Here is a 17999-nt window from a genome sequence, read left to right on the forward strand (position 1 = left end):
GCGGTATGAAAAAAATGATGATGATGCTACTTACAACCGGTGATATCATCCTGTCATGTTTGGCGCTGGGTGCGGCCTACCTGTTCCGCTTCGGTGTCGAGACGGGGGTGACGGGGCTCCTGGGGATCAAGGGCGGGTTCCAGATGGCTCTGCTATGCCTGGCGGTGCTCTTTTCATCATTCCTTGTGGAGCTTTACAACACCGACCGATTGTTGAAGCTGAAGGAGCGCGTGGTTTTCGGCTCAGTTTCCCTCTGCATCTCCTTCTTCCTTCTCTCTGCCATCTTCTATCTCGTTCCGGATCTCACCATCGGCAGGGGGCTCCTGGCACTGGCCCTGTCGATCTTCGGCATGCTCCAGCTCTTCTGGCACCTCTGCTGCAACGTCTGGTTACACCACCCGGGGCTGGCGAACCGGGTGCTGGTTGTCGGTACCGGCCCCCTCGCGCGGGAGATCGGTGGACTTGTCGCGGCCACGAACCACAATCACGTGCTGGCCGGTTATTTCGGCTGCTCCAACGAGCCTGTCTACGTTCCCGAACAGCACATCGTAGACAACAGGAGCGGCCTGGTATCAACAGCTCTCAGAGAAAGAACAGACAAGATCGTCGTCAGTCTCTCCGAGCGACGCGGGACCTTCCCTCTCAGCGAGGTGCTGAACTGCAAGTTCAGTGGCATCGAGGTCATCGACGCACCGTCGTTTTATGAGCAACTCACCGGCAAGCTGATGATCGAGAATATCACGCCGAGCTGGTTCATTTTTTCCGACGGGTTCAAGAGAACCGGCCTTCACCGGATCTGCAAGAGGGGCGCCGACGTTGTTCTCTCGCTTATCGGCATTGTGCTGACCCTGCCGCTCCTGCCGCTTGTCGCCTTGGGGATCAAACTGACTTCGCCCGGTTCTGTCCTGTTCAGGCAGGTGCGCGTGGGGGAGCGGGAGAAGAGCTTCGTTCTCTACAAGTTCCGGACCATGAGGGCCGACGCCGAGAAGGAGACGGGTGCTGTCTGGGCACAGAAGGATGATCCCCGGATTACGAAGTTAGGAAAGTTTCTGCGGACCTCCCGCCTTGACGAGATACCCCAGCTCTACAACGTGCTCAGGGGGAACATGAGCCTCGTCGGGCCTCGTCCCGAGCGTCCCGAGTTTGTCGAGAAGCTGAAAGAGATTATCCCCTATTACTCAGAGCGCCACTTCGTCAAGCCGGGGGTGACCGGTTGGGCCCAGGTCAAGTACGCCTATGGGGCCTCGGTGGATGATGCGATTGAGAAACTGCGCTACGATCTTTATTACATCAAGAACATGTCCCTGTTTCTCGATCTCGTGATTGTCCTTGAAACCGTCAAGGTCATGATGTTCGGGAGAGGGAGCAGGTAGGAGGAAAAATGGTTCATCGATTAAGTCGGTTAGGTCGGTTAGGTTGGTTGGGAGCGTTCCTTGTGGGAGTGCTTCTTATGGTTCCCATTTGGGCAGTTTCTGCCGAGAACCCCGAACAGAGTATGAAGAACGGGAAGGTCGACAATGCTCAAGAGCAGGAATACGTCATCGGCGACGGTGACGGTCTCATGATCTCAGTATGGGGGGTTCCTGAACTGAGTGTAGGCGTTGCGGTGAGGCCCGATGGCAAAATTACCCTCCCGGCTATTGGCGATATAACGGCATCGGGCTACACTCCCATGAAGCTCGCGGAGAAACTGACTGAGAAGCTCAAGGAAGTAGTAAAGGCTCCCATCGTTACCGTTACCGTGTCGGGCATCACCAACAACAAGGTCTACGTCATCGGAGGCGGGGTCCCGCCGGGGATCAACGTCCTGATCGGTAGAACCACCCTTTTGAAGTTCATGGCCAGGTTTGGCAGCTATAAGGGTGCCGACCTGAACCGCGCCTACATCATGCGTGACGGTAAGAAACTCGACGTCAACTTCTACGATCTCCTCATCAAGGGTGACCTTTCCAACGACCCGCTGCTGAAGGCGGAGGACATTATCTACGTACCGGATATCGAAGCCAACAAAATCTATATCATGGGGGCGGTCAACGCGCCCAAATTCACTTATCACCGCGAGGGGTACAAGATTCTCGACGCTATCCTCGAAGCAGGCGGAATGACCAAGTTCGCCAGCGAGAATTCGGTGCTGGTGCAGCGTAAGGGGTCGGCTACCGTCACCGTGAGGGTTAAAGACCTGATGAAAGACGGTGACCTCTCCCAGAATATCTACCTCATGCCGGGCGATTTCATCATCGTCAAGGAAGGCATTTTCTAACAAAGGGTCTGAACGGTCATGGAACTGCATTCAAACGAATTCCAGAAGTATTACAAGATGCTGGTCAAGCGGCGCTACCTCTTCATCGCCTCTGCGCTCCTTATTATGTCGGTGGTGGTCTGGGGGAGCTTCTTCCTCCCCAAGCAGTACGAGGCCAAGAGCACGGTCTTCATCGAGCGGAGCGTCATCAAGGACATGGTGAAGGGGCTCACGATCACGCCGTCGATTGATGACAAGATACGGGTGTTGCGCTACGCCATGCTGAGCAGGGAAAATGTTCTCAATGTGCTGAAAAAGCTCGATTACGATGTAACAGTGAAAAATGATAAGGCCCTCGAAGAGATGGTTGCAGGATTCCAGGGGAAGACCGACATCAACATCAAGGGGAGCGATCTCTTTTTTGTTTCCTACACGGACAAGGATCCCCAACGGGCAATGGAGTATGTGAACGCGCTCGTTCGATCATATGTGGAATCAAACGCCTCATCCAAACGTGAAGATGCCTATGGCGCCAACCGGTTCATCACCGAGCAGGTCAAGCTCTACAAGGACAAGGTTGACCAGGCTGAAGAGGCGATCATCAAGTACCGTCAGAGTAAAGGGGTCTACATGTCAGTGGACGACCGGGCTCTGATCAGCGACATAAAGGCCTATCAGACCGAGATGGATACCATGCGGATCCGGCGTAACGAGTTGGTGGCCACCCGCAACAGCATCAAACAGCAGCTCACGGGCGAGGAGCCCTTCACGGTGGCGGTGCTTAACACCAGGAAGGGGGGAGGCTCTAGCGATGCGCAGATCACCATGCGCGAGAACCGCATCAAGCAGCTTCTCTCGAGCTATACGGAGAACTACCCAGAGATCATTAAGCTCAAGGCTGAGATAGAGGGGCTTAAGACTCAACCCAAATCATTGGATGTCATGGACAAAGGTACCACCGAGAGCGAGATGAGTACCCTGAACCCGATCCATCAGGATCTCAAACAGCGTCTCTCAATGGCCGAATCGGAGCTTAGTGCCATAGACGCCAAGCTGAGGCAGCTCGGCTCCGTCATAGGGCGGAAAGAGGGGGAGCTACGCAACATCCCTACCGAAAAATTGAAGCTGGCCGAGTTGGAGAAGGAACGCGACGCCCACCGGACCATCTATGAGCAACTACTTGCCCGACAGGGGCAGTCCGAGGTCTCCAAGCAGATGGAGGTTGAGGACAAGGCGACGAACTTCAGGATCGTCGACCCAGCCGTTGTCCCGACCAAGCCGGTGAGTCCCAACCGGGTACGGCTTATACTCCTGGGAATTCTCGCCGGGTTTGCAGGCGCTGCAGGGATTGTTTTCCTGCGGGAAACCATCGACACCTCGGTCAGGGAGAGTGCTACCATCAAGCAAATGGGGCTCGAGGTCATCGCCGTTATCCCCCGTATCTTCAACGCCGCCGAAGAAGAGCGAATCAAGAAGCGCGACCGACTCGTCTACATCATTGCCGGAAGCTACATGCTTATCATTGTGAGCGCCTTGATTCACGAGGTGATGGGTTTCACCCTTCTCGAATCGTTGATCAACCAATTCGGCTTCACTTTATAATAGTCACTCGAACGCCAGGAGCATACCGTGAGCAAGATCGAAGAAATTCTCGAAAAGGCAACCAGGCTTCGCCAGCAGGGGGGGGGCACCATGGCCGCCCCGACCGAGGTCAAGCGCCCCGTTTCGCCGGCAACTCCAGCACCACCCCTCGCCGGGGCTGAACTGGGACCCTACAAGACTGAACAGCGTCTAGACTTGGTAAGCCCCTACCTGGTGTCGGTCACCCAGCCCCAGTCGCCGGTAGCCGAAGAGTACAAAAAGCTCAAGTCTGTCATAATCAAGCTGACAACGGGAGAGCGGTTCCTCAATACCATTATGGTTACCAGTACCCTGAAGGGTGAGGGTAAGAGCATCACCTCTCTTAATATTGCCCTCGCCCTGGCTCAGGAGTATGACCACACCGTTCTCCTGGTCGATGCCGATCTGCGGCGCCCCTCCACCCACACATATCTGGGGATTCCCAACGAACAGGGCCTTTCCGACTGCCTCATGAACGGCGTTGACGTGGGATCGGTCCTCGTCAAGACCGGCATCGGCCGGCTTTCCATCCTTCCGGCCGGCCGTCCCGTGCAGAATCCGGTGGAGCTCATTGCGTCAAGCCGGATGAAGGAATTCATCCAGGAACTCAAGCACCGTTACCCCGACCGCTACGTCATTATCGACACGCCGCCGGTGCTCCATTTTGCCGAGGCATACTCCATCGCTTCAGAGGTTGACGGCGTGATCTTCGTTGTGCGCGAGGGACAGGTGCCGATTGCCCACCTTAAAGAGGCCGTCGGCATGCTCAAGGGGTCTAATATCCTCGGGGTGGTCTACAACGACGTTGAGGTGAACCGCTACAGCAGCTACCACTATTACTCCTACAAAAACTATTCTGACTACGCCGGGCAGGGGTCTGCATGAGAGCCTGCATCCACGCCGCCACGACCTCTCTCCTCCTGGTCTGCGCATGGGCCTCCCACGCTGCGGCGGAGTTCAATCTAACGCCGAGTCTCTTGATTCGCGAGGAGTACAACGACAATATCGATCTGGAGCGGGATGACCGGGTCGACGATTTTATCACCATAATCAATCCTTCTCTCGGCATAAGCTGGAAGACGAGCTTCGTTGAGCTTTCCGCCGATTACGGGCTCGGCTTCAGATTTTATCTGAAGAATTCCGATCGAAACGAAACCGACATCACCGGTGCCCAAAGGGCGAAAGTCGATTCAACGTTCACGCTTCTGCCGGAGCGTCTTTTCCTTAAGGTGTCAGATGTGTTTGAACGGGTCCCCATTGACGAACGGGACCAGGTCGCCTATGAAAACTATCTCGTCAACATGACCAACACGAACCGTTTCACCGTGAACCCCTATCTCCAGTACCCGATAACCGCGACCCTTTTCCTCAATGCCGGCTACACCTACAATAACATCTGGTACGACGATCCCGCAGGTGACAATTCGCAAAGCCACATTGCCACTGTAGGACTGACGCAATATTTCGGCGAAAGACTTTCGATATTCGGAAGTTACTCCTACCGCTGGTACCGCCCCGAGGGTGATCAGACCGATAGCGAAACCGGCTCCTTTGATTATGATAGCCAGACCGGCACCGTTGGAGCTTTGATGCAGTTGACGAGTAAGCTATCACTGAATGGTTCGGTAGGTTATACGTCCATCAAGTACAAGCCTGTTAAGGAGCTGTTCATTCCAGTAATATTTGTTCCAGGTGTCGGGCTTGTACAAGTTGGCCCCCCATTTGAGTCAAACATAGCGCCGAGTGATTCTTCATCGGCGATCTGGGACATCAAGACAACCTACCGCCTCAGTGATCGTCTCAGCCTGAGTGGCGGGTATTCACAATCGTTCCAGGACTCGGTCAGCGAGGGGGCGGTTAAAAACAGGTCGGCTATCGGTGCCATCAGCTACGATGCCAAAATTCCCATAACTCTTTCGGTATTTCACACGAGGGGCAAATATGTTGAAGAAGACCGTGAAGATAAGGCTACGGGAGGAACTCTGAGTCTCGGCATTCCGTTGACTGGGGCGATCACCCTCAGGGTCGATGGCACTTACTCATACCGCACCTTCGAGCCCGACGGCGAAAAGATCAATCGTTACGGTTTCCGGACCGGTTTCGACTATCAGATCATCCCGAAGGCCACCGTTGGCGTCGGGTACACATTCAACCGTGAAGATTCCAATGTGGACGAAAACGACTACTACAACAACATCGCCTTTGTTCAGGCGAGATATACCTTCTGAGAGACACTATGTACGAAGAATTCTTCAATCTCACTACCAAGCCCTTTGAACTGGTCCCGAACCCCGAGTTCCTCTTCCTGAGCAAGTCCCACAAGAAGGCGATCACCTACCTGGACTACGGGATCAAGGAGCGGGTCGGCTTCATCCTGCTCACCGGCGAGATCGGTTCCGGCAAGACAACGATCCTGCGCAACCTCATCAAGGGCCTCGGGGACAGGGTCGTCCTCTCCAAGGTGTTCAACACGCGCGTTACGTCGGAGCAGCTCATCGCCATGGTCAACGAAGACTTCGGCCTTGAGGTCTCGGGCAAGGACCGACTGACGCTTCTGCGGGAGCTCAATGAGTTCCTGATCGACCAGTACGCCCGGGGCAACCAGCCGATCCTCATCGTCGACGAGGCCCAGAATCTCTCTCCTGATCTGCTGGAGGAGGTACGGCTCCTGTCGAACCTGGAGACCGACCGCTCCAAGCTTCTGCAGATCATCCTCGTGGGGCAGCCAGAGCTCCGCAAGGCCCTACACCAGCCCGAGCTCAAGCAGCTGCGGCAACGGATCGGCATATCCTGCCACTTGAAGCCCCTCTGCCTCGATGAGACGGGCAACTACATCCATCACCGGCTCGAAGTAGCCGGCAACCGTGACGCCGTCGAACTTCCCCCCGAGACCATCGAGATTATCTACCAATTCAGCCGGGGGATTCCACGGCTCATCAACATTATCGGTGATTTCCTCATGATTTCCGCCTTTGCCGAGCAGACCCGCGAGATCTCAGTCGACCTGGTCAGGGAAGTGGTGGGAGAACTGGAAGAGGATGCCAATTACTGGGGAGACGAAGATGTCGAAGAAATTTCCTCTTCCCGTGCCCTGTCGCCCAAGGTTGCCGAGCGGCTCGACCGCGTGGAGGAGGCTTTGTCTGTCATTGTCCATGGCGGTGCGGGGGACTTCATCGACAAACTGATCAGCATCGAAAAGCACATGGGCGAGATCGCCGGTGGCATCGATGCGCGCCTGACAGTGATTGACAGCAGCGTCGGCAGTATCCTTCGCGAGGTGAAGACCCTTAAGGATAAGACCGCGCTCCTGGAGAAAAGGGTAGACATCGAACCCGATAAAAAGCGCAAAGGTATGCTGGGGTGGATGTCAAGCTGATCGCCAACGCCCTGACAGTTGATGTGGAGGATTACTTCCAGGTAAACGCCTTCGCACGGGTTGTCAAGCACCACGACTGGGACCGCTTCACTCTCCGGGTCGTCGAGAACACCCTCAAGGCGCTCGATCTCTTCGATGAGTTCTCGGTTAAGGGAACCTTCTTCATCCTCGGCTGGGTGGCCGAGCGGGCACCGGGGCTCGTCACCGAGATCGCCCGGCGGGGGCATGAGGTGGCGTGTCACGGTTACGGTCACCAACTGGTCTACGAGATCGGTCCCGACCGATTCCGGGAAGACATCCGGCGGGCCAAGGGGATCATCGAAGGGATAACCGGAGCGGCGGTCCACGGTTACCGGGCCCCCAGCTACTCCATCACGGGGCGCTCCCTCTGGGCCCTCGACATCCTGGTGGAAGAAGGCTTCTCCTACGATTCGAGCATCTTTCCTGTCGTCCACGACACCTACGGCATACCCGACGCCCGGCGCTTTCCCCACGACATCGCATGTGCCGCCGGCAGCCTGAGGGAATTTCCTCTCACAACCCTGAATCTGCGCGGCGCTGGCCGGGAACTGCGGCTTCCCATTGCCGGTGGAGGTTACCTTAGACTCCTGCCGGCTGCTCTCGTCAGGCGTGGAATTGAGGCAGTCAACCTCAACGAGCAACAACCTGCGGTCCTCTACTTCCACCCCTGGGAGCTTGACCCCGATCAGCCGAGGATCCGAGCCGGTTTCAAATCGCGCTTCAGGCACTACTTGAACCTCCATCGGACCGAAGGCAAACTGCGGCACCTTCTCGGCGCGCTCTCCTTCGCTCCCATGGGGCAAGTTATGGGGACAGGGGAATGGAGAAAGGGAGCGAGTAGCGAGATAGGCATGACTACCGAGGTGATCGTTAAATGAAAATTCTGAGTATTGTCGGCGCGAGGCCGAATTTCATGAAAATTGCCCCCCTCTGCGAGCAGTTCGCGGCGCGGGGGATTCCGCACGTCCTCGTTCACACGGGGCAGCATTATGATCACCGGATGTCGAAGCTCTTCTTCGATGAGCTCGGCATCCCCCGGCCCGACCGCGACCTGGGGGTCGGTTCCGGCAGCCAGGCCGAGCAGACCGCCGAGATCATGAAGCGGCTCGAGCCAGTACTCTTGGAGGAGCGGCCCGACCTCATGATCGTCGTCGGCGACGTCACCTCCACCATGGCCGCCACCATAACCGCCGCAAAGCTGGGCATCCCCGTCGCCCATGTGGAGTCGGGGCTGCGGAGTTTCGACCGGACCATGCCCGAGGAGATCAACCGGCTCCTGACCGACGCCATCGCCGACTGGCACTTCACCACCGAGGATAGCGCTAACGAGAACCTGAAGCGTGAAGGGGTAGCGGCCGAGAAGGTCTTCTTCGTCGGCAACACCATGATCGACACCCTGGTCAAACATGTCGAACGAGCATCAGAATCCCCCATTCTCGAAACCCTCGGGGTCGCTCCCAAGGGGTACGGCGTCGTAACGCTCCACCGTCCGTCGAACGTCGACAACCGGGAAAACCTCACCGTCATCATGGAGGCCCTCCATGAGATTGCCCGGGAGATTCCCCTCGTCTTCCCGATCCATCCGCGTACCCGGAAGCGGATCGACGAGTTCGGACTCGGCCACCTCATAAACGGTTTCATCTTTACCGAACCCCTGGGATATCTCGATTTTCTCCGCCTCACCAGCCAGGCGCGGCTGGTCCTCACCGACTCGGGCGGTATCCAGGAAGAAACCACTGTCCTCGGCGTCCCCTGCATAACCATGCGGGAAAATACCGAGCGGCCCGTCACCGTCACCTGCGGCACCAATATTCTGGTGGGGGCCGACGGCAAGCGGATTGTCGAGGAAGGTAAAAAGCGGCTCAACGGCTTTACTGCCGGTGGATCCATTCCTCCTCTCTGGGATGGGCATGCGGCGGAACGGATCGTCGATTTCATTGTGAACAGGATTTGCAGCTGAAGCGTTAGGTTGAAGGAAGAACGGTTCTTACCATGGAAATAACACCTTACACCGACAGATACAAAAAACAGTGGGACGACTTCGTCAGAACCTCCGCCGACGGCTCCCTCTTTCACCTCACCGGCTGGAAGGAGGCGGTGGAGCGGGCGTTTGGCCATCGCTCCCATTACCTCATGGCCTTCGAAGGGGATGAACTGCGCGGTATTCTTCCCCTCATCGAGGTGAAGTCACGGTTCTTTGGCCACAGCCTCGTCTCTGTCCCCTATGGGGTCTACGGCGGAATTCTTGCCGCCGATCCGTCGGCACACGATGCTCTTCTCGCCGGTTCGGAGGAATGTGCGGCGCAGCTGGGAGTCGATTACCTGGAGGTCAGGAACTGTCCAAGCGAGGGGGCCGAACAACCGCAGCGGCCCAACTGGTTCGCCAAGGATCTCTACGTCACTTTCCGCAGGGAGATCCTCGCGACGGTGACCGACAACATGAACGCCATTCCGCGCAAGCAGCGGGCCATGGTGCGCAAGGGGCAGAACGTGGGGCTCATCTCCCGCGTCGGCGGCATCAAAGACCTGGAGATGTTCCACGGAGTCTATGCCCGCAACGTCCGCGACCTGGGGAGCCCTGTCTATCCGCTCGCCTTCTTCAGGCACCTCATGGAGGCATTCCCCGACACCTTCATCCTCAGCGTCTGGAAAGACGGCGCCATTGCCGCCGGGGTCCTCACCTTCGTCTACGGCGGCACGCTCCTTCCCTATTACGGCGGGGGCCTGCGCGAATATTTCGACTACGCCGTCAACGATTTCATGTACTGGGAGCTCATGCGCTACGGCTGCGAGCATGGTTACAAGGTCTTCGACTTTGGCCGCAGCAAGCGCGACACCGGCTCCTACAAGTTCAAGAAGCACTGGGGCTTCGAACCAGAACAACTCGATTACCGGTGTCATCTGGTGAAGGCGACGGAAATGCCGAACGTGAGCCCTGTCAATCCCAAGTACGAGCTCATGATCCGGGCGTGGAAGAAACTGCCGCTCCCCGTGGCCAACTGGCTGGGGCCGAAGCTTGTGCGGGGTATTCCTTGAATATTCTGTTCCTCTCACATAGGATTCCGTATCCTCCCAACAAAGGTGACAAGATCCGTTCCTTCCACGAGATCAAATACCTTGCGCGGGAGCACAACCTTCATCTAGCCTTCCTTGTGGACGATGAGCGGGATCTGGAGCACGTTGCGGGGCTTAAGGATTACTGCATCGACTATCGCTACGACGTCATCAGCCCCACATGGCAGAAGATCAAGTCGTTGCCGTATCTGATGACCAACACCGCCTTGAGTGTGCCTTACTTTTACTCGGCCCGGCTTCAGGAGCAGATCGACCGGCTCCTTGACGATGCGGCCATTGATGCTATCTTCTGTTTCTCCTCGCCCATGGCGGAGTACGTCTTCCGGAGCCGGCACTACGACGGCAGCCGGTGCGGCAGCGCCAGGCTCGTCATGGATTTCGTTGATGTCGATTCCGACAAGTGGCGCATGTACGCCGGGTTCACCGGTTTCCCCCATGGCGCGGTCTACCGGCGGGAATGGCGACGGCTGGAGGAGTACGAGAAGCGTGTAGGGGAGGCGTTCGACTGGAGCGTGTTCGTCTCGGACAAGGAGGTGGAGTTGTTCCACTCCTTCTGTCCCCAAGCCCGGACCATGGCTATCCCGAACGGCGTCGATACCGACTATTTCGGAAAAATCGGTGCAATCGGCTCAACCGACAAAACCATCCTTTTCATGGGTGCCATGGACTACTATCCCAACGAGGATGCTGTCGTGCACTTTGCCGACGACATCTGGCCGCTGGTCAGAAGTGAGCTCCCCAATGCCCGGTTTGTGATTGCGGGTTCAAAGCCTGGCCCACGGGTCACGGCCCTTGCCGGACGGGGGGAGAACATCGACGTTACCGGCTTTGTCCCCGATATCCGCCCCTATCTTGCCGAGGCAGGAGTATTCGTCGCCCCGTTCAGGATTGCCCGGGGAATCCAGAACAAAGTCCTTGAAGCCATGGCCGCCGGCGTTCCTGTCGTGGCCCGGCCAGAGGCGGTACAGGGGGTCACTGGCCACAATGGAAGCATCCGGGTGGAGAGCGAGCCGACTGCCTTTGCCCGGGCCGTTGTTGAATGTCTCCGCGACGAACAGAGGCGTAACGGCATGATTCCCGAAGCACGGGACTTCGTTACCACGCACCATGACTGGGGACGGAACCTCGGGTTGCTTGATCAGCTTTTAGTAGCTGAAGGGCCTATAATGAAGGCTGAGGTCTGATAATCGAAATGTACGCATTACTAGCCAATACTAATGATGGAACCACGTTCGCTTCCCTTTCATCGTTTTCTCCCTTGCCTTGGGCGATGATCGGGGGAGGGGAGGAGTACGATGGAGAAACCGTCTCGGTGGCCTTCGACGGTACCATTTACAATGCCCGCGACCTGGCCCGGGAACTTTCGCTTGAGCCGGACAACACCGCCCGTCTCATCGCCGCCCTCTACGAGCGCCACGGGCTCGATCTCTTCACACGCCTCAATGGCCCCTGTGCCGTCTGTATTGTCGATAAGCGCCAGAATACGGCCCACGTTGCTACCGACCGCTACGGCATCAACCCCGTGGTCTATCTGGCCAACGGCGGCCGGGTGATCTGTGCGCCGCGTATCCGCGATATCTTGGCACTCCCGAGTGTCGACCCCGGCGGCATCGATCCCGGCGCCCTGGTGGACTACCTCAACTTCTCGGCGATACCGGGCCCCCGCACCGTTTACCGCAATCTGCGGATGCTGCCGCCCGGCCACGTCATGACCATCTCCGGTGCCAACCCCGCACCCCGGCTCACCTGCTACTACGACCTCGACTACACCGTCGAGAATGCCGGGGAAGAGCGCTACCGCGCCCTGGTCCCCTCCGCCATCGAAGAGGCGGTCCGCGTCATCCTCGACACCGAGGCGGCCGCCGGTCGCCAAGTGGGGACGTTCCTTTCCGGCGGCACCGATTCCAGCACCGTCACCGGCATGGTCAAGAAACTCGCCGGCAGCGTCAAGAGCTTCTCCATCGGCTTCGACGAGCCGGGCTACAACGAGCTCGACTACGCCCGCATCGCCGCCCGGCACTTCGGTGCCGAGCACCACGAATACATGGTTACCCCGAACGACGTCCTTGCCGCCATCGATGCGCTCCTCGATGTCTACGACGAGCCCTTTGGCAACGCCTCGGCCATCCCCTCTTACTTCTGCGCCCGCTTCGCCCGGGACCACGGGGTCGACACCATGCTCGCCGGCGACGGCGGCGATGAAATCTTTGGTGGCAACGAGCGCTACGCCGCCGGCCGGGTCTTCAGCGCCTACCACCAGGTGCCGAAGCTGCTCCGCAAGGGGTTCATTGAACCGCTGGTGGCCCTCGCCCCGGTGGTGCACCCCGTCATCGGCAAGGGGAAGAAGTACGTCAGCCGCGCCAACATTCCCCAGCCCGACCGCTTCTACTCGTACAACCCCGTGGCGGCTCTGGGGGTCGATGCCATCTTCTCCCCGGACTTCGTCAGGCAACTGGGAGGCCACGACACCAACGCCTGGGCCCGTGAACTCTGGAACGCAGCCGGCACCGACGACGAACTCAATCGGCTCCTCTACCTCGATATGAAGCATACCGTTACCGACAACGACCTGCGCAAGGTCAACGGCATGACCGCCAAGGCCGGCATGAGGGTAGCCTACCCGTTCCTCGACCACCGGCTCGTGGATCTGGCCGGGCGGATGCCCTCCGATCTCAAGGTGCGGGGCACCTATCTCCGTTACATCTTCAAGGAATCTCTTAAGGGGTTTCTTCCCCCTGAGGTTATCGCCAAGCAGAAACACGGCTTTGGGCTCCCCATTGGCGTTTGGGTAAGGACCAAGGGGAATATTTCAGAATTTGTCAGGGACGCACTGCTTGGACCGTCATGCTCTATTCGTCCTTGGCTGCGCGATGGCTTCCTTGAGGATATTTTTCGGATTCACGGAGAGACTGGTGCTTCTTTCTATGGCGATATTATCTGGAACCTATTGATGATGGAATTGTGGAATATGCGTACAGCGAACACTGACCACCACCAACGGAGAACCCATGCGGATTGAACAGGAAGAACTTGACGCAATTGTCAATTCGATTGCACGGTTTGACCGTAAGTCGGAAATTTATCTGTTCGGCTCGCGTCTTGATGATTCCAAGCGAGGTGGTGACATTGATATTCTGATCGCATCGGAGGTCATTTCGTCAAGCCTGCTTGCCCACATCGAGGACAAAATCTTCAGCTTGATCGACGAGCAGAAGATTGATTTCGTCTTGACACGCAAGAGCCAACCCTCGGCTTTTGCCCGGATGATTCTTGCAAAAGGAGTCAGGAAGTTATGCTGAGATTAGGGCAAATACGCCGAATCGGATGAAAATGTCGTGGCAATATATGGGGAAACCCTGCAGAGCGCTCCACTGCTTTTCTACAGTGTTGAAAGAATCAGGAAGTATTCCATAAAGTACGGGGTATAGGCTGTGCTGTTCGCTGACCGCTGAAAAGGAAACTGATGGTGCTTGGGAAGAGGTTCATAAAGTCGATCATCTGCACGGCGCCCCTGCTTTCGCTCTTGCTGCTCATGTCAGCCTGCTCGTCTTCGTTGGGCACGTTGGGAAGTGGTGCCCCCCTCTATGACAAGTACCTGAAGATTACCCGTGACCAGGCGGCCAAGGATCCGCTTATCGGCATCTGGCAGGGAAGCGAGTTGGGGAAAGAGATCCTCCTTGCCATTTATCTTAACGATGATTCCGGACGGGAAAAGCTCAAGGGGGTCATTCTTAACGGCAGTGATTATGAATTCGGTTACTCGCAGGAGGATCCCTGGTTCTACCTGTCGCCCATGGCTGCCCAAGGGACCTATTCCGGCAGAACGACGCACAAGCTCCTTTTCTGGGATCGTTGGTTTCCGACACGTGTCGCACTGTCCAATCCCAATCAGTTCACGGCCTATGACGACATACCGCCTGGCGTGAAAGCTCGGGGGAGTAAAATCCGTTCGTTCCTTCGCAAGGAGGCGCAGACGGCTGCCATTGACGACCTCATGCGGTCTTCGGGAAGCGGATTCCTTTTGTGGGAGAGCAACAGGGTTCTCACTGCCCATCATGTGGTCAAGCAAGCAAAGAAGACTTCGGTTCGTTTCCCCGATGGGAAACGATTTGAGGCGCACGTCATTGCAAGCGACCCTGCCAACGACCTGGCCCTCCTTGAGCTGAGAGGGTTCAACCCTTTACCGGGGAGGGGATTGCGAATACTGCAAGGGGTTCCGGTTGCGCCGGGTGAGGATATCCATGTGATTGGCTACCCCCTTGGGGCAGTCCTCGGCAACCGGCCCGGCATCGTTTCGGGGCAGGTGAGCGCATCGGTTGGCCCTCGAAACGCCGAGAATCAGTTCAGGATAACCGCATCCATCAACCCAGGTAACAGCGGCGGCCCGATTCTGAATGCCCGTGGCGAGGTGATCGGGGTTGCGGTTTCAGTGGTTCGGCAACAGCAGATCGAAGGGATTGCCTTTGGGGTCAAGATCGGTACCTCCATTCCCATGCCTGGTGATGCGCTTCAGAAGGGGAGTCTGGTGGTGCGGAAGCCGATGAGGGCCGATGAAATTTTCAGAGCTTTTTCCAGTGATGTTTTGCTGATAACAGTCGAATAGAGAAGAAATGTAAAGCTAATTGTGCGGATCATCAATAATCAATAAACAGGTAAGAAGCAAGGAAGCGGACGAGAGCATTTATCCGCGAAGCTGCCAGGATTGAGAAAGGAAGCAGTTATGGCGTCGGAAACCGGAACCCTGTATATCTCAGGGACAAAAGAAACAGCGGCCGAAAGGTTGAAGGAGGTTTTGAAGTACCGAACGCTCCTCTGGTCGCTGGCATGGCGTGACATCCGCGTCCGCTACAAGCAATCGCTGTTGGGAGTCGTGTGGGCTCTGGCGGTCCCCCTTGCGACCATGCTCCTGTTCTCGTTCGTCTTCTCCCAGGTTGTCCCCTTGAAGACCGACATCCCCTATCCGATATTCGCCTATTGCGGGATTCTTCCGTGGCAGCTTTTCGCTTCCTCAACGACCGGCGCAACCAACAGCCTCATCGCCAACCGTTCCCTGGTGACGAAAATCTACTTTCCGGCTGAGGTCTTCCCCCTATCGTCCATTATTGCCGCGCTTGTCGATTTTGCCGTGGGTGGGATCATTCTTGTGGGAATGATGATCTTCTTCTCTGTTACGGGCGCAAACATCACCGTGTCCTGGACCGTCCTCTTCTTCCCGGTGGTCCTGGCTGTGCAGCTTCTTTTTACCATGGGCATCGGTTTCCTCCTGGCAATGGGGAACGTCTTCTTCAGCGACGTCCGGTATGTGTATAGTATCGGCATTACCCTCTGGATGTTTGCCTCTTCGGTTGTCTATCCGATGAAAACTGAAGACCCCACAATGCAGTTGATTCTTTCGCTCAACCCCATTACTCCCATTCTCGATGCGTATCGTGATGTTCTCCTTCGGGGCAAGCTCCCTGATCCATTCTCATTTGGGTTTGCTGCGTTCATCAGTCTCGTGGTTTTCATCGTCGGGTGGAGCATATTCCGCCGGATGCAGTATCGTTTTGCGGAGAAGGCCTGATGTCAAGTCCAGTCATTACGTTCGATAATGTGAGCAAACGTTTCAGCCGGGGGTACTACGCCGATTCGCTGCGTGATGCCGTGGCCCAGAGGATGCGGCGTATTTTTTCCGGTCGCGGCCATGATAAGGCTCAAGATGCGAACGCTTTCTGGGCACTTCGTGGGGTAAGTTTTGAAGTTCAACCGGGTGAGGTTCTGGGAATCATCGGGCCCAATGGAAGCGGCAAGAGTACGACTCTTAAGCTCCTATCCCGTATTCTTCGTCCCGATGAGGGGCAGATTCGGGTGGCGGGCCGCCTTGGGGCCCTCATCGAGCTGGGGGCAGGATTCAGCCCGGACCTGACCGGGAAGGAAAACGTCTATTTGAACGGTTCCATTCTTGGCATGACGCGGGAGGAAATCCAGGCAAAATATGACAGTATCGTCGATTTTGCGGAACTTCATGATTTCATGGATACACCGGTAAAGTGGTACTCCTCGGGGATGTATGCCCGTCTCGGCTTTTCCGTTGCGGTTCATACCGATCCAGAGGTGCTTCTGGTGGACGAAGTACTGAGCGTGGGTGATGTGGGGTTTCAGAAAAAATGCTTCGACAAAATGATGGATATTCGCAACAGGGCTTCCGTGACCACTGTCTTTGTTTCCCATAACATGAACGCGGTTGCGACCCTCTGTGATCGCATTCTCCTTCTCGACAAGGGCAAAGTAAAGGCTATCGGTGATCCGAGCAGCATGGTTCAGCGATATCTTAAGATAACCGAGCATGAAAAGGCAGACCAGGCTGCTGCTGTCGTGGAGCTTGAGAAGATATCCGTAACTTCTGAAACTGGTGATGAAGGGATCATTTTCCCGTCCGGTGCACGGGTACGGGTTTCGGTCAAAATCCGGTTCAAAAAATTGGTGGAGGATGTGCTTGCAACTTTGATGGTGAAAGCTGGCGATGGCACCATGATTTTCGGTACCAATTCCCGCAGGCTTGGCGCCAATCCGATAACCGCCCATGAGGGGCAGGTTGTTAGTTTTGATATCGGCATCACCCTCAATCTGGCGCCTGGCACCTACACAATAGCTACATCCCTGCTCAAATATCATCAGTACGAGTATGTCTGTGGTCTCGATCTATCTCAGCTGATTATTCTTGAAGACCCGCGTGTGACTGGCATTGCGCATCTCCAACCGGCATTGGAATCTTTCGTATGTTAATGGCTGACCACGTTAACACCGGCATGGTTTCTGTCATTATTCCGGCAAAGAACGAAGGCCGCCGGATCGCCAGAACCCTTACAGCGGTTCTCGCGCAGGACTTTGCCGGACCATATGAGGTCATCGTAGTCGATAACGGCTCGACTGATGGCACAGGTGAGGAGGCACGTCGTTTTCCGGTGACGGTTCTCGAAGAGCCCAGGCAGGGGAGGGCCCAAGCCAGAAACGCCGGGATCCGGTCCGCTTCGGGAGAGATTCTTGTCTTTCTTGATGCCGACTGTGCCCCCCAGAGTTCGTGGTTGCGGGAACTGCTGATTCCGTTCAGTGAGCCTGACGTCGGGTGTGTCGCAGGGGAAATCCTTCCCACCGATATAGAGACCGAACTCCACCGGTATTTGTCAAAAATTGGCTACTTCTCGCAGAAGACTACCCTTTCCCATCCCTTCCGGCCCTTTGCGCAGACAGGTAACGCCGCCTATCGAAAGTCCGTCATCGATATGATCGGATTGTTCGATGAGGGGCTGCTGAGCGGTCAGGATGCAGACCTTACATGGCGAATGCTTCTTGAAACGGACAAGAGACTTGAATTTGCGGAAACAGCCATTGTTTACCATCCATACCCAAAGGAGTCTCGCGGTTTCTTCAAACAGCGGATGCGTCACGCATACGGCTCAGTGGCGCTCTTTGTCAAGTACCGGAGTTATATGCCGGTAAAGGGGAAGAAAGAGACGTACTGGGAGTATCGTGCGCTGCTGAAACGGGCTCTTCGGACAGCGTTAGCCATGGTGTTGAACAAGAACCGTGATGATGTCCGTGAGCAATGGTTCCTGGTTCTGGCTGAACTGTCAGCAAAGACGGGGCGTGTGCTGGGGTCGATTGAGAGGAGAATATGGTACCTGTAAA

General features: G+C 56.5%; 16 protein-coding genes. All 16 read left to right on the top strand.

What is annotated here, in order from left to right:
• Window positions 1–5 precede the first annotated feature (5 nt).
• The 16 genes from RCH91_RS19910 to RCH91_RS19985 all read left to right on the top strand — a co-directional run bounded on the left by RCH91_RS19910 (window position 6) and on the right by RCH91_RS19985 (window position 17998).
• The gene (locus RCH91_RS19910) at window positions 6–1373 is read left to right on the top strand and encodes a TIGR03013 family XrtA/PEP-CTERM system glycosyltransferase (protein ID WP_306536958.1); all 1368 of its coding nucleotides are present in this window, start codon (window positions 6–8) and stop codon (window positions 1371–1373) included.
• 77 nt (window positions 1374–1450) lie between these two features.
• Window positions 1451–2260: a polysaccharide biosynthesis/export family protein gene (locus RCH91_RS19915; protein ID WP_306536960.1), complete on the top strand. Its 810-nt coding sequence runs from the start codon at window positions 1451–1453 to the stop codon at window positions 2258–2260.
• Window positions 2261–2278: 18 nt separating this feature from the next.
• Window positions 2279–3841, top strand: a complete 1563-nt coding sequence (locus tag RCH91_RS19920; protein ID WP_306536962.1) for an XrtA system polysaccharide chain length determinant — start codon at window positions 2279–2281, stop codon at window positions 3839–3841.
• A gap of 27 nt (window positions 3842–3868) precedes the next feature.
• Window positions 3869–4744 carry an XrtA-associated tyrosine autokinase gene (locus RCH91_RS19925; protein WP_306536964.1) on the top strand — a complete coding sequence of 292 codons (876 nt, stop codon included), beginning with the start codon at window positions 3869–3871 and terminating at the stop codon, window positions 4742–4744.
• Window positions 4741–6087 (top strand): TIGR03016 family PEP-CTERM system-associated outer membrane protein, encoded by a 1347-nt coding sequence (locus tag RCH91_RS19930; RefSeq protein ID WP_306536966.1) that lies wholly within the window; start codon window positions 4741–4743, stop codon window positions 6085–6087. The genes RCH91_RS19925 and RCH91_RS19930 overlap by 4 nt, the downstream gene beginning before the upstream one ends.
• Window positions 6088–6095: 8 nt before the next feature.
• Window positions 6096–7235: an XrtA/PEP-CTERM system-associated ATPase gene (locus RCH91_RS19935; RefSeq protein WP_306536968.1), complete on the top strand. Its 1140-nt coding sequence runs from the start codon at window positions 6096–6098 to the stop codon at window positions 7233–7235.
• Complete coding sequence (locus tag RCH91_RS19940; RefSeq protein WP_306537016.1) at window positions 7235–8134, top strand: XrtA system polysaccharide deacetylase; 900 nt, start codon at window positions 7235–7237, stop codon at window positions 8132–8134. The genes RCH91_RS19935 and RCH91_RS19940 overlap by 1 nt, the downstream gene beginning before the upstream one ends.
• Before the next feature lie 35 nt (window positions 8135–8169).
• The gene (gene wecB, locus RCH91_RS19945) at window positions 8170–9216 is read left to right on the top strand and encodes a non-hydrolyzing UDP-N-acetylglucosamine 2-epimerase (RefSeq protein WP_306536970.1); all 1047 of its coding nucleotides are present in this window, start codon (window positions 8170–8172) and stop codon (window positions 9214–9216) included.
• A 32-nt stretch (window positions 9217–9248) separates the two neighbouring features.
• Window positions 9249–10292, top strand: coding sequence for a FemAB family XrtA/PEP-CTERM system-associated protein (locus tag RCH91_RS19950; protein ID WP_306536972.1), 1044 nt, complete (start codon window positions 9249–9251; stop codon window positions 10290–10292).
• Window positions 10289–11515, top strand: coding sequence for a TIGR03087 family PEP-CTERM/XrtA system glycosyltransferase (locus RCH91_RS19955; protein WP_306536974.1), 1227 nt, complete (start codon window positions 10289–10291; stop codon window positions 11513–11515). Before RCH91_RS19950 ends, RCH91_RS19955 begins: the two co-directional genes overlap by 4 nt.
• A gap of 8 nt (window positions 11516–11523) precedes the next feature.
• A complete protein-coding gene (locus tag RCH91_RS19960) occupies window positions 11524–13350 on the top strand; it encodes an asparagine synthetase B (RefSeq protein ID WP_306536976.1) in 1827 nt (608 codons plus the stop codon).
• Window positions 13340–13630: a nucleotidyltransferase domain-containing protein gene (locus RCH91_RS19965; RefSeq protein WP_306536978.1), complete on the top strand. Its 291-nt coding sequence runs from the start codon at window positions 13340–13342 to the stop codon at window positions 13628–13630. The genes RCH91_RS19960 and RCH91_RS19965 overlap by 11 nt, the downstream gene beginning before the upstream one ends.
• Before the next feature lie 167 nt (window positions 13631–13797).
• Window positions 13798–14934, top strand: coding sequence for a S1C family serine protease (locus RCH91_RS19970; RefSeq protein WP_306536980.1), 1137 nt, complete (start codon window positions 13798–13800; stop codon window positions 14932–14934).
• Between the two features lie 117 nt (window positions 14935–15051).
• Complete coding sequence (locus tag RCH91_RS19975; protein WP_306536982.1) at window positions 15052–15894, top strand: ABC transporter permease; 843 nt, start codon at window positions 15052–15054, stop codon at window positions 15892–15894.
• Window positions 15894–17096, top strand: a complete 1203-nt coding sequence (locus tag RCH91_RS19980) for an ABC transporter ATP-binding protein (RefSeq protein WP_306536984.1) — start codon at window positions 15894–15896, stop codon at window positions 17094–17096. Before RCH91_RS19975 ends, RCH91_RS19980 begins: the two co-directional genes overlap by 1 nt.
• Entirely contained in the window at window positions 17090–17998 is a 909-nt protein-coding gene (locus RCH91_RS19985) for a glycosyltransferase family 2 protein (protein WP_306536986.1), read from the top strand. The genes RCH91_RS19980 and RCH91_RS19985 overlap by 7 nt, the downstream gene beginning before the upstream one ends.
• The last annotated feature ends 1 nt before the right edge of the window (window position 17999 follow it).

This window comes from Geobacter sp. (assembly GCF_030834625.1).
In the GTDB taxonomy this organism is placed as follows: Bacteria; Desulfobacterota; Desulfuromonadia; order Geobacterales; family Geobacteraceae; genus Geobacter.

What these genes read in the sequence shown, in the direction of transcription:
- RCH91_RS19985 (WP_306536986.1), top strand. Translation starts at nt 17,090, where the DNA reads ATGTTAATGGCTGACCACGTTAACACCGGCATGGTTTCTGTCATTATT.
- RCH91_RS19930 (WP_306536966.1), top strand. Translation starts at nt 4,741, where the DNA reads ATGAGAGCCTGCATCCACGCCGCCACGACCTCTCTCCTCCTGGTCTGC.
- RCH91_RS19980 (WP_306536984.1), top strand. Translation starts at nt 15,894, where the DNA reads ATGTCAAGTCCAGTCATTACGTTCGATAATGTGAGCAAACGTTTCAGC.
- RCH91_RS19915 (WP_306536960.1), top strand. Translation starts at nt 1,451, where the DNA reads ATGGTTCCCATTTGGGCAGTTTCTGCCGAGAACCCCGAACAGAGTATG.
- RCH91_RS19975 (WP_306536982.1), top strand. Translation starts at nt 15,052, where the DNA reads ATGGCGTCGGAAACCGGAACCCTGTATATCTCAGGGACAAAAGAAACA.
- RCH91_RS19965 (WP_306536978.1), top strand. Translation starts at nt 13,340, where the DNA reads ATGCGGATTGAACAGGAAGAACTTGACGCAATTGTCAATTCGATTGCA.
- RCH91_RS19910 (WP_306536958.1), top strand. Translation starts at nt 6, where the DNA reads ATGAAAAAAATGATGATGATGCTACTTACAACCGGTGATATCATCCTG.
- RCH91_RS19950 (WP_306536972.1), top strand. Translation starts at nt 9,249, where the DNA reads ATGGAAATAACACCTTACACCGACAGATACAAAAAACAGTGGGACGAC.
- RCH91_RS19935 (WP_306536968.1), top strand. Translation starts at nt 6,096, where the DNA reads ATGTACGAAGAATTCTTCAATCTCACTACCAAGCCCTTTGAACTGGTC.
- RCH91_RS19960 (WP_306536976.1), top strand. Translation starts at nt 11,524, where the DNA reads ATGTACGCATTACTAGCCAATACTAATGATGGAACCACGTTCGCTTCC.
- RCH91_RS19920 (WP_306536962.1), top strand. Translation starts at nt 2,279, where the DNA reads ATGGAACTGCATTCAAACGAATTCCAGAAGTATTACAAGATGCTGGTC.
- wecB (WP_306536970.1), top strand. Translation starts at nt 8,170, where the DNA reads ATGAAAATTGCCCCCCTCTGCGAGCAGTTCGCGGCGCGGGGGATTCCG.